At 61.0% G+C, this 11564-nt stretch carries 11 protein-coding genes; 8 read left to right on the top strand and 3 right to left on the bottom strand.

What is annotated here, in order from left to right:
• Nucleotides 1-30: 30 nt before the first annotated feature.
• The 4 genes from DK870_RS29910 to DK870_RS03045 all read left to right on the top strand — a co-directional run bounded on the left by DK870_RS29910 (nt 31) and on the right by DK870_RS03045 (nt 3610).
• A complete protein-coding gene (locus tag DK870_RS29910) occupies nt 31-798 on the top strand; it encodes a methyl-accepting chemotaxis protein (protein WP_372241657.1) in 768 nt (255 codons plus the stop codon).
• 123 nt (nt 799-921) lie between these two features.
• Entirely contained in the window at nt 922-1335 is a 414-nt protein-coding gene (locus DK870_RS03055; protein ID WP_161547865.1) for a DUF2231 domain-containing protein, read from the top strand.
• Nucleotides 1332-2624 carry a sorbosone dehydrogenase family protein gene (locus DK870_RS03050; RefSeq protein WP_161547864.1) on the top strand — a complete coding sequence of 431 codons (1293 nt, stop codon included), beginning with the start codon at nt 1332-1334 and terminating at the stop codon, nt 2622-2624. Before DK870_RS03055 ends, DK870_RS03050 begins: the two co-directional genes overlap by 4 nt.
• Nucleotides 2625-2692: 68 nt before the next feature.
• Nucleotides 2693-3610: a bifunctional helix-turn-helix transcriptional regulator/GNAT family N-acetyltransferase gene (locus DK870_RS03045; RefSeq protein WP_161547863.1), complete on the top strand. Its 918-nt coding sequence runs from the start codon at nt 2693-2695 to the stop codon at nt 3608-3610.
• 31 nt (nt 3611-3641) lie between these two features.
• On the opposite strand, the gene DK870_RS03040 is transcribed toward DK870_RS03045, so the two are convergent.
• The gene (locus tag DK870_RS03040; protein ID WP_161547862.1) at nt 3642-5045 is read right to left on the bottom strand and encodes an MFS transporter; all 1404 of its coding nucleotides are present in this window, start codon (nt 5043-5045) and stop codon (nt 3642-3644) included.
• Nucleotides 5046-5368: 323 nt separating this feature from the next.
• Here DK870_RS03040 and proP point away from each other — a divergent pair, with 323 nt between their 5' ends.
• Nucleotides 5369-6871 carry a glycine betaine/L-proline transporter ProP gene (gene proP, locus DK870_RS03035; protein WP_060752680.1) on the top strand — a complete coding sequence of 501 codons (1503 nt, stop codon included), beginning with the start codon at nt 5369-5371 and terminating at the stop codon, nt 6869-6871.
• A 48-nt stretch (nt 6872-6919) separates the two neighbouring features.
• Nucleotides 6920-7426 (top strand): GAF domain-containing protein, encoded by a 507-nt coding sequence (locus DK870_RS03030; protein WP_060752679.1) that lies wholly within the window; start codon nt 6920-6922, stop codon nt 7424-7426.
• Here the strand turns inward: DK870_RS03030 and DK870_RS03025 are convergent.
• Nucleotides 7401-8324, bottom strand: coding sequence for an AraC family transcriptional regulator (locus DK870_RS03025; protein WP_090370756.1), 924 nt, complete (start codon nt 8322-8324; stop codon nt 7401-7403). The genes DK870_RS03030 and DK870_RS03025 overlap by 26 nt on opposite strands.
• A 166-nt stretch (nt 8325-8490) precedes the next feature.
• Here DK870_RS03025 and DK870_RS03020 point away from each other — a divergent pair, with 166 nt between their 5' ends.
• The gene (locus DK870_RS03020) at nt 8491-9513 is read left to right on the top strand and encodes an alpha/beta hydrolase (protein WP_060752677.1); all 1023 of its coding nucleotides are present in this window, start codon (nt 8491-8493) and stop codon (nt 9511-9513) included.
• Nucleotides 9514-9557: 44 nt separating this feature from the next.
• Nucleotides 9558-10736, top strand: coding sequence for an MFS transporter (locus tag DK870_RS03015; protein WP_161548162.1), 1179 nt, complete (start codon nt 9558-9560; stop codon nt 10734-10736).
• Here DK870_RS03015 and DK870_RS03010 read toward each other — a convergent pair.
• The gene (locus tag DK870_RS03010; protein WP_161547861.1) at nt 10693-11514 is read right to left on the bottom strand and encodes a helix-turn-helix domain-containing protein; all 822 of its coding nucleotides are present in this window, start codon (nt 11512-11514) and stop codon (nt 10693-10695) included. The two genes, DK870_RS03015 and DK870_RS03010, sit on opposite strands and share 44 nt — an antisense overlap.
• Nucleotides 11515-11564: the final 50 nt, after the last annotated feature.

Genomic DNA, 11564 nt, shown 5'->3' with positions numbered 1-11564 from the left:
TCCAAGGTCAACAGCGAAGTGGCGCATAACATGAACGAAGCGGCCGGGCGCCAGCGTGAAGCCGTGGAGTTGGTGTCCACGGCGTTCAACGAAATGGTTGCCACGGCCAACGAAGTCGCACGCTCATGCAGTGGCGCGGCGGAATCCGCCGAGAACGGCCATCGCCGGGTGGCCGAAGGCAAGCAGCAGATCGAGGTGACCACCGATAACGTCAACCGCCTGGGTCGCCGCTTGACCGAGTCGTCCCAGGCGATGGTCGAACTCGAAGCCGGCAGCCGCAGCATCAACCAGATCCTCGGCACCATCCGCGCCATTGCCGAACAGACCAACCTGCTGGCCCTCAACGCCGCCATCGAAGCCGCCCGGGCCGGTGATCAAGGCCGGGGGTTTGCGGTGGTGGCGGATGAAGTGCGCGCGCTGGCCAAGCGCACGTCCGACTCCACCGGCGAGATAGAAAGCCTGCTCGGTACCCTCGGCAGCAAGACCGAGGAAGTCACGCAGAAGATGAGCAGTTGCCTGGACCTGTCCCGGGCCAGTGTGTCGTCCATCGAGAGCGCGCGCGACAGCTTTGAAGGCATTCAGTTGTCGGTCAATGAGATCCGCGACCAGAACCTGCAGATTTCCGCCGCCGCCGAAGAGCAACACAGCGTGGCGGAGGAGATCAACCGGCATATCCAGCAGATCTATGACGAGGCACGTTTAGTCGAGACCCTGGCCCACTCGGCGCAGGATGATTCGGGGCGGTTGTCGAACCTGTCGGCAGAACTGAACGGGCTGGTCGGGCGCTTCAAGTCCTAGCGCGGGCACTGTGCCGTCATTCTTTCGATACGAAATACACTGAACTATCTGACAAACGCAGGGCTCCTTTCCTATGCGCTGCCCCGATTCCAGGGGCGTTGTATAACAAGGAGCCGCCATCCCATGACCACCCTACCCGCCTATCGCTACGCCCCCGGGCCGCTGCACACGGCGCTGCTCGCCGGTACCGTGCCGTTGTTTCTGGGTGCCCTGCTCAGTGATATCGCCTACACCCAGACCTACCAGATTCAATGGGCCAACTTCGCCTCATGGCTGATCGCCGGCGCGCTGGTGTTTTGTGGTCTTGCGCTGTTGTGCGCACTGATCAACCTGCTGCGTGCCGAACACAAAGCCGGGCAACCGACCGTCTACGTGCTATTGCTCGTGGCAACCTGGGTGCTGGGCCTGATCAACGCGTTCCAGCACGCCAAAGACGCCTACGCCGCCATGCCTGCCGGGCTGGTCCTGTCGGTGATCGTGACGCTGCTGACGCTGGCCGCCACCTGGACCGGCCTGCGCTCGGGAGGTGCCCAATGAAGACTGCCCACACCCTGACCCTGTTAAGCGCAGCGCTGTTGCTCAGTGCTTGTGGCGGCGAAGCCGATAGACCGCAACCTCACGGCCCTGACCCCAAGCTGCCGGAGCAGCAAAGCAGCCTGTTGCCGAGCATGAAAATTGCCGAACCCACGCCCTGGGGTTCGCAAAAACCCAAAGTGCCCGAAGGCTACAGTGTCACCGCCATCGCCACCGGCCTGGCCATCCCGCGTCAAACCCTGGTCCTGCCCAACGGCGACATTCTGGTCGCCGAAGGCCGTGGCGGCAGCGCGGCCAAGCTCAAGCCCAAAGACGTGATTGCCAGTGTGATCAAGGCCCAGGGCAATACCCAGGTCAAAGGCGGCAACCGCCTGACCCTGTTGCGCGATACCGATGGTGACGGCACTTATGAGCTGAAAACCGTGTTTGCCGACAATCTCAACGCCCCCTATGGCCTGGCCTTCGCCGACGGCAAACTCTACGTGGCTAACCAGGACGCGCTGGTGCGCTTTGACTACACCGATGGCCAGACCAAAGCCAGCGCGCCACCCGTCAAAGTCACTGACCTGCCGGCGCAGATCAACCACCACTGGACCAAGTCCCTGGCCGTGAGCGCCGACGGGCGCCAGCTCTACGTGGGCATCGGCTCCAACAGCAACATTACCGAGCGTGGCATGGAAGTGGAGATCGACCGGGCGATGGTCTGGCAGATCGATGCCGCCACCGGCGCGCACAAACCCTATGCCACCGGCCTGCGCAACCCGACGGCGCTGAAGGTGCAGCCGGGCACCGGCCAACTGTGGACGGTGGTCAACGAGCGCGATGAACTCGGCCCCGACCTGGTGCCGGATTACCTCACTTCGGTGCACGAGGGTGCCTTCTACGGGTGGCCCTACAGCTACTGGGGCCAGAACATCGACAGCCGCGCACAGCCGCAGAACCCGGCGAAAGTGGCAGCGGCGATCAAACCCGATTACAGCCTGGGCTCCCACGTTGCGGCGTTGGGTGTGGATTTCTCCATCCCCGCAATGGGTGAGAAGTTCGCCGACGGCGTGTTCGTCGGCGAACACGGCAGTTGGAACCGCGACAACCCGGTGGGCTACAAGGTGATCTTCGTGCCGTTCAGCAACGGCAAGCCAGCCGGCGAACCCGTCGACTTCGCCACCGGCTTTCGCGGCGACGACGGCAAGACCCGGGGGCGCCCGGTGGGCGTGACGGTGGACCCGAAAGGCGCCCTGATCATCGCCGATGACTTGGCCAACACCGTTTGGCGGGTGACGCGCAATCCGTAGGCAAAGGGTTTGACATGCTTGCCCGAGGCAACCATATTGTTGCCTCAGGCAACCATTTGAGCGCCATCATGTCCACCACCCTTTCCGAACGCGCCGGCATCATCCGTGGTTTCAATCGTTTCTATACGCACCAGATCGGTGTGCTGCAGGAACACCTGCTGCAAAGCGACTTCTCCCTGACCGAAATCCGTGTGATGTACGAGCTGTCGTCACGTGGCGATCTGACCAGCGCCGACCTGTGCCAGATGCTGGGCCTGGATGCCGGTTACCTGAGCCGGCTGATCAAAGGATTCGAGAAGAAGGGCCTGGTCGAGAAAGTGCGTTCGGTTACTGATGCGCGTGCGGTGCAACTGCATCTCAGCGACCTTGGCCGCTCCGTGCTCGCGCCCCTGGAACAGAAAACTCAATTGGAAGTCATCGCCTTGCTGCAAGGCCTGCCCGAACTGCAACAACAGCAACTGACCGCAGCCATGCAGCGCATCCAGACGTTGCTGCAAGGTCGCGCACCGAGCTACCTGCTGCGCGATCCGCAACCCGGCGACATGGGCCTGGTGGTGCAACAGCAAGCGGCGCTGTATGCCCGCGAGTACCACTGGAACTGGGAGTTCGAAGCCTTGGTGGCGGAAATTGTCGCCAAGTACCTGCGCGAATTTGACCCCAGTTGCGAGCGCTGCTGGATCGCGGAAAAGGACGGTGAGGTGGTGGGCTCGGTATTCGTGATACGTCATGACGAGACCACGGCCAAACTGCGCATGCTCTACGTGGACGCCAGTGCGCGGGGCATGGGCATCGGCCAGCGCCTGGTGGACGAATGCCTGCGCTTTGCCCGGCATGCCGGCTACCAACGCATGGTGCTCTGGACCATGAGTGCGCTGACCGACGCCTGCAGGCTCTACCAGAAAGCCGGTTTCGAGTTGATCAAAGAAGAACCCACCCAAAGCTTCGGCAAGCCCCTGGTCAGCCAGACCTGGGCGCGTGATCTGTAGATCGGGGCCTGTCACCCAAGCCCCGCACCGCTTATAGGTTGGTGATTTCCTTGTGGCGTGGCACCAGCGCTTTCATCACGCTCCACGCCACCAGGTACGCCAGCGCACAGATCGCAAACATGATCATGTAGCCGGTGTGAATATCATTGACGGACTTGTAGTAGTCGAACACCCAGCCGCCGATCTTGGTCATGACCACGCCGCCCAGACCGCCGGCCATGCCGCCGATCCCCACCACGGACGCCACGGTTTTCTGCGGGAACATGTCGGACACGGTGGTGAAGATATTGCACGACCACGCCTGGTGCGCCGAGGCGCCGATACCGATCAGCAGCACCGGCACCCAGAAGCTCAGGTAACCCAAAGGCTGCGCCAGCAACACCACCAGCGGGAACAGTGCGATCACCAGCATGGCTTTCATCCGGCCGTCGTAAGGTGCATCGCCACGCGCCATGAAGTAACTGGGGAACCAGCCGCCGCCGATACTGCCGACCATGGTCATGCTGTACAGCACCGCCAACGGCATCACGATATCCGCGCCTTTCATGCCGTACTGCGCCGACAGGTAAGTCGGCAGCCAGAACAGAAAGAACCACCACACGCCGTCGGTCATGAACTTGCCAAAAGCGAATGCCCAGGTCTGGCGGTAGGTCAGCAACTTGAACCAGGAGACTTTTTTCTGCGGCGCGCCGGCAGGTGCAGGGGTAAAGGGTTGTAGGGTCTGGTCACTGCGGATGTAGGCCAGTTCTTCGGCCGAAAGGCGCTTCTGCTCCTCCGGTTTCTGGTAAAGCACGCCCCACACCGCGACCCACACAAACCCCAGCATGCCGATGACGATGAACGCCGCTTCCCACCCCCACAGCCCGGCAATCAACGGCACACAGATCGGCGCCAGGATCGCCCCCACGTTGGCCCCCGAGTTGAAGATGCCGGTGGCCAGGGAGCGTTCTTTCTTCGGGAAGTACTCGGCGGTGGCCTTGATCGCGATGGGGAAGTTACCTGCTTCGCCAATGGCCAGGACGGCGCGGGACAGCATGAAGCCGGCAATCGACACCGGGATCACCGCAAGGCCAATGGCCCCACTGAGCGCCGCGATCCCCTCGCCCATCGGCACCGCGAACGCATGCATGATTGCGCCGGTGGACCAGATCCCGATCGCCACGACATACGCCGCCTTGGTGCCGATCCTGTCGACAAACCGTCCGGCGAACAGCATGGAAATCGCATAGACGAACTGGAACACCGCAGCAATGTTGGCGTAGTCGGTATTGCTCCAGCCAAATTGCGTCGACAGTTGTGGCGCCAGCAGGCTGAGCACCTGGCGGTCGAGGTAGTTGACGGTAGTCGCGAAGAACAGCATCGCGCAGATGGTCCAGCGATAGTTGCCTACCGCCTGGCCCACGCGCTGGGCGTTGAGGGGCTCGTTCAAGTTCATGGCATCACTTTTTATTGTTTTTAGTAAGACACACGTAACGTCATATGTCGTCGTACAACATATGACTTTTATATCGAGCAGCCCGAGCGCTGTCAATCTGAAAGATTCAGCTTTGTTGAGGTCCTCGCAGGGATCGGAAGAATCGGGCAGGCGTAGTTGTAGGATGACGCTGCTGATTACTCCGCGAAGAGCACGCCTGGCCATCCCCACTGCAAAAAAAACCAATCAGTGGTGAATTATTTCGTATGCGCTTGTATCTGAACTGACAGAGCGGTGCCATCGCAACGATGGCACCTCCCCTGTTCAGATTTAGAGTGGCCCGCATGAAATTACGCAAGAAAAGCGTCAAACCCATCGGATTGAAAGACATCACCATCGTCGACGATACCAAGGTGCGCAAGGCAATCACCGCCGCGGCCCTGGGTAACGCCATGGAGTGGTTCGACTTCGGCGTCTACGGTTTCGTCGCCTATGTACTGGGCAAAGTGTTCTTCCCCGACGCCTCGCCCAGCGTACAAATGATCGCCGCACTGGCTACCTTCTCCGTCCCCTTCCTGATCCGTCCTCTGGGCGGCCTGTTCTTCGGCGCATTGGGCGACAAATACGGGCGGCAGAAAGTCCTCGCCGCCACCATCGTGATCATGTCCCTGAGTACCTTTGCCATCGGCTTGATCCCAGGTTACGCCTCCATTGGCATCTGGGCACCGATCCTGTTGCTGCTCTGCAAGATGGCCCAGGGGTTTTCGGTGGGCGGCGAATACACCGGCGCCTCGATCTTCGTCGCCGAATATGCCCCGGACCGCAAGCGCGGCTTCCTCGGCAGTTGGCTGGACTTCGGCTCCATCGCCGGCTTCGTGCTCGGCGCGGGCGTGGTGGTGTTGATTTCCAGCGTGCTGGGCGAGGAACAGTTCGAAGCCTGGGGCTGGCGCCTGCCGTTCTTCCTCGCCCTGCCCCTGGGCATCATCGGCCTGTACCTGCGCCATGCGCTGGAAGAAACCCCGGCCTTCCAGCAGCACATGGACAAACTCGAGCAAGGTGATCGCCAGGGCCTGACCCACGGCCCCAAAGTGTCGTTCAAGGAGGTCGCCACCAAGCACTGGCGCAGCCTGCTGACCTGCATCGGTATCGTCGCGGCCACCAACGTGACCTACTACATGCTGCTCACCTACATGCCCAGCTACCTGTCGCACAACCTGCACTACAAAGAAAACAGCGGCGTGCTGATCATCATCGCGATCATGGTCGGCATGCTGTTCGTACAGCCATTCATTGGCTTTATCAGCGACAAGATTGGCCGCAAGCCTTTCATCATCGCCGGTAGCATCGGCCTGCTGTTGTTGGCCATTCCAGCGTTCATGCTGATCACCAGCGGCAAGATCGGCCTGATCTTCGGCGGCCTGTTGATCCTGGCCGTCGTGCTGAACTTCTACATCGGCGTGATGGCCTCGACCCTGCCGGCCATGTTCCCCACCCATATTCGCTACAGCGCGCTGGCGAGTGCCTTCAACGTCTCGGTACTGATCGCCGGTCTCACCCCTACCGCCACGGCCTGGCTGGTGGAAAGCACCGATGACCTGTACATGCCCGCGTACTACCTGATGGCGTTTGCCGTGATCGGCCTGATCACCGGCCTGACCATGAAGGAAACCGCCAACCGCCCCCTGCGCGGCGCCGCACCGGCGGCCTCGGATATTGAAGAGGCCAAGGAGTTGCTGCAGGAGCACCACGACAGTATCGAACAGAAGATCGAAGCGATTGACGCCGAGATTGCCGAGCTGGAAGCCAAGCGCAAGAGCCTGGTCGAGCAGCACCCACGTATCAACTAAGCGGCTGGCGTGGCGGCGCCTGCCGCCACGCCATCGGAGTGTTCAACCATGATCCCCAGCGTCAACCCGACCCACTCGTTTCTCAGCCCGGAGGAGCGTGCCGCCATCGCGGAAATCGAGGCCACCACCAGCATCCTGCAATTGGTGACTCGCTTGACCAACATGCGCTTCGCCGGCATTGCCAAATTCACCGACGTGGAGTGGATAGTCTGCTCCGTGTACGACACCGCCAACATGGGCATCCATGTGGATGACGTGCTCGATCTGGAAACCACTCTGTGCAGTGAGTTCTGCATCAACCCCCACGCACTGTTCATCCCGCAAGTCAGCCAGGACGGCCGTTTTTCAACCCGCCCGGTAGTCAAGCAGTACGCCATTGAAAGCTACGCCGGCGCACCTATCTTCCTGCCGGACGGCCGCCTGTTCGGCGCGCTATGCGCCCTGGATTCACGGGCGATGCTGTTTGACGACCCCAACCTGTCGGAAACCCTGAGCCTGTTTGCGCGGCTGATCGGCTGTATCTTCTTCGCTAACTTAACGGCGGCCGAACAGTAACAACACGCTTGCCTCGCAACACGGCCACATCGCGCTTGGGAGGCACGCCGAACAGCCGGCTGTACTCTCGACTGAATTGTGACGGGCTTTCATACCCGACTTTGAAGGCGGCGCTGGACACGTCCTGATGTTCGTTCAACATCAAGCGCCGCGCCTCGTTCAAACGCAGCCATTTTTGATACTGCAACGGGCTCATTGCGGTGAGTTGGCGAAAGTGATGATGAAAAGTGGCCGGGCTCATTTGCACGCGGGCGGCCAACTCATCCACCCGTAGCGGTTCGTCGTAATTAAGCTTCAGCCAGTCAATCGCCTTGGCGATCCGATAGCCCTGACCGTCCACCGCACAGATCTTGCGCAGGCGCCCGGCCTGATCACTCTTGAGCAAGCGGTAGTGGATTTCGCGCTGAATCAACGGGGCAAGCACCGGGATCGCCTCGGGCTCATCCAGCAGAGCCACCAGCCGCGCGAACGCCTGGAGCATGCCCTCGGTAACAGTACCGATACCCACGCCCTTCAGCGCTGCCCGTTCTCGGGTTGGCGGCAACTCACCCTGGGCGATCAGTTCAGCCAGGATCTGCAGGTCCAGCTTGAAGGTCAGGCCCAGGCAAGGTTGAGCCGGGCTGGCGGCCAGCACCTCGGAGTTGGCCGGAATGTCCAGCGAGGTCACCAGAAATCGCGAGGTGTCGTAGGCGTAACCCAGCCCGCCCACCCACAACTGCTTCGCACCTTGGGCGACCAACACAATGCTGGGCTCGACCATGCAGACCACCGGCGCCGCCGGCTGCTCCCGCCGATAAAAGCCCAGGCCCGGGATCGCCATGGGGCGGTCACCCGGCGTGCAAACCTGCGAACCGATGGCTTGGATCAAGCTATCCAAAGGCGTTGGGTTGTTCTTCATAAAAGGCTCTTTTCTCTCTTCATCGAACTTTACCCCGGACGCCCCATGAACGTCCCCAGCAAACGCCAAGACTCAGAGGATCAGGCAAGTAATCCAGTGAAACGCACTACAGAACCACAGGCCACATCAGGAAAATGCACGGACCAACCTTCTCACGGATCACGCCATGAAAAGCCTTTTGCTCGCCCTGAGCGTGCTGCTGACGTCTTTTTCTTCACTGGGAGCCGATATGATCAACGGTGCTGACAACTTCTACAAAAGCGACAAGGTGACCGTCGAAAAAGTCACCTTCAACAACCTATATGGCATGCCGGTCGTGGCTAATCTATTCGTGCCAAAAAACCTTGCGCCGGCCTCCAAGAACGCAGCCATCGTCGTCGGCCACCCCATGGGCGCCGTCAAAGAACAGAGCGCGAATCTCTACGCGACCAAAATGGCCGAACAAGGCTTCGTCACCCTGTCTCTGGACCTGTCGTTCTGGGGTGAAAGCGCAGGCTCGCCGCGTAACGCGGTGCTGCCTGACCTCTACATTGAAGACTTCAGCGCCGCGGTGGATTTCCTCGGCACACGCCCGCTGGTTGATCGCGAACGCATCGGTGTGATCGGCATCTGCGGCAGTGGCAGCTTCGCCATTGCCGCGGCGAAAATCGACCCACGCTTCAAGGCCATCGCCACCGTGAGCATGTACGACATGGGGGCGGCCAACCGCAACGGACTCAAACACGGCGTAACGCTGGAGCAACGTCGACAACTGCTGCGTCAGGCTGCCAACCAGCGCTACGTGGAATTTCAGGGTGGCGACAGCGTCTACACCGGCGGCACTCCGCACGCCCTCAGCGGCGATGCGGTAGGCGATGAGTTCTACGATTTCTACCGCACCCCGCGCGGCGAATTCACCCCGGCCGGCGCGTCGGCGCAAACCACCACGCAGCCGACACTGACCAGCAACGTGAAGTTCATGAACTTCTATCCGTTCAACGACATCGAGACGATCTCCCCACGCCCACTGTTATTGATCGCCGGCGCTGATGCCCACTCTCGCGAATTCAGCGAGGACGCCTATCAGCGTGCCGCCGAGCCCAAGGAATTGGTGATCATCCCGGGGGCCGGCCATGTGGATCTGTACGACCGAGTCAATCTGATCCCGTTCGTCAAGCTCACCGCCTTCTTCAAAGGCAACTTGAAGTGACCTCCCCTAACACTCATACACACGGTTGGGCTGCGGTGTTCGCGATGTCTCTGGCGGCGTTCGCGTTGGTCGCCTCTGAATTCATGCCCGTGAGCTTGCTGACGCCGTTGGCGGCCGACCTGCAGATCTCCGAGGGTCAGGCCGGCCAGGGCATTTCGGTATCCGGACTGTTCGCCTTGCTCACCAGTCTGGTCATTGCGGCTGTCGCGGCACGGGTTGATCGCAAACGCCTGTTGCTGGGGTTGACCTTACTGATGATCCTGTCTGGAACCGTGGTGGCACTGGCGCCGGACTATCGGGTGTTCATGCTCGGCCGCGTGCTGATCGGCGTGGCCATAGGCGGCTTCTGGTCACTGTCGGCCGCCACTGCCATGCGCCTGGTGCCATCGGCCCAGGTGCCGCGCGCCTTGGCTATCGTCAATGGCGGCAACGCATTGGCAACCGTCATTGCAGCACCGCTGGGTAGCTTTCTCGGCGGATTGATCGGATGGCGCGGCGCATTCTTTTGCGTCGTACCGGTCGCCATGTTGGCGGGCGTATGGCTGCTGGTGAGCCTGCCATCGATAAAGATGCAGACCGCACCCCATTCCGGCAACGTGCTGCGCTTACTCAGAAAGGCTTCGGTGGCTCTGGGCATGCTCGCAGTCAGTGTATTTTTCATGGGCCAGTTCATGCTGTTCACTTACCTGCGCCCGTTCCTGGAAAACGTGACTCAAGTGAGTGTGTCCACACTGTCATTGATGCTGCTGGTGCTCGGCCTCACCGGCCTTGTGGGGACGTTCCTGATAGAACGGTGCCTGAAAAACGCTCTTTACCCGGCGCTTATCGCCATCCCGCTGTTGATGGCCGTGATCGCCGTGGCGTTGTTGGTAATGGGCAGTTCGCCAGTCGCCACCACGGCATTGCTGGGTTTCTGGGGCCTGGTGGCCACTGCTGCGCCGGTGGGTTGGTGGACCTGGCTGTCGCGCGAGCTGCCCGATGACGCGGAGGCTGGCGGCGGCTTGATGGTCGCAATCATTCAATTGGCGATTACTGCCGGTGCCACGGTCGGCGGCCTGGCGTTCGATCACTGGGGCTATCAAGCGACCTTTGAGCTGAGCGCGGCGTCGTTGGGTATCGCCGCGCTGCTGGCTTGCCTGGCCGCACGGCGCGCCTCGTTGACAACCGTGGTCGGCCGCCCTAGCGGAAAAACTGACTCGGCGTCTTGCCGAACTGTTTCTTGAACATATTGGTAAAGGCGCTCGGGCTGTCGTAGCCCAGCTCGATCGCCACATCGATGATCTTCTCCCCCACCGCAATGCGCTCCAGCGCCAGCAGTAACCGCGCCTGCTGGCGCCACTGGCCGAACGTCAGGCCGGTTTCCTTGCGGAACAGGCGCTGGATGGTCTTCTGGTCCAGGCCCAGTCGGTCGCTCCAGTCCGCCACCGTCGAGGCATCACCGGCATCCTGTTGCAACGCCTGGCAGATACGGTTGATGCGTGAGTCGGCGGGCTGGGGCAACGACAGCGGCAACGCCGGCAGAATCGCCAGTTCGTCGAGGATCAGGTGCATGATCCGCGCATCGCGCGAGTCTTCGGCATAAGGCGGCTTCAAACTCACCGATGCCTTGATCAGTTCACTGAGCAGCGGTGAAATGCTCACCGCCTTGGTCTCGGTGGGCAAATTCGGGAAGGCATCCGGGCGCACGAACACGCTGCGCATTTTCAGCGTGCCCACGCAACGCAGCGAATGCACTTGCCCGCTGGGCATCCAGAAGCCGCGATTGGACGGCACCGTCCACTGGTTCTGCGCCGAGTGCACCACCATCACGCCTTCGATGGCGTAGAGTAGTTGGTGCTTTTCGTGGCTGTGATCCGGGATCACCCAGTTTTCAGGATAATCGGTGGCGGAACTGATCACCGCCCAGTCGCCCTCATCGATCTCCTGCAAAAATTCATCCAATGGTTTGATCATTTCGCCCTTTTTGCGATAGTTGCCTCCCGATTTTCGCGAGACAGGCATTTACGCCGAATCTAGCATGAACGCCGAAACAATTTGAAATGGGCAGCCAG

It is taken from the genome of Pseudomonas sp. Q1, assembly GCF_009935975.1.
GTDB classification, from domain to species: Bacteria; Pseudomonadota; Gammaproteobacteria; order Pseudomonadales; family Pseudomonadaceae; genus Aquipseudomonas; species Aquipseudomonas palleroniana.
The sequence above is the reverse complement of the archived record's forward strand: the minus strand, read 5'-3'. Positions and strand labels throughout refer to the sequence as shown.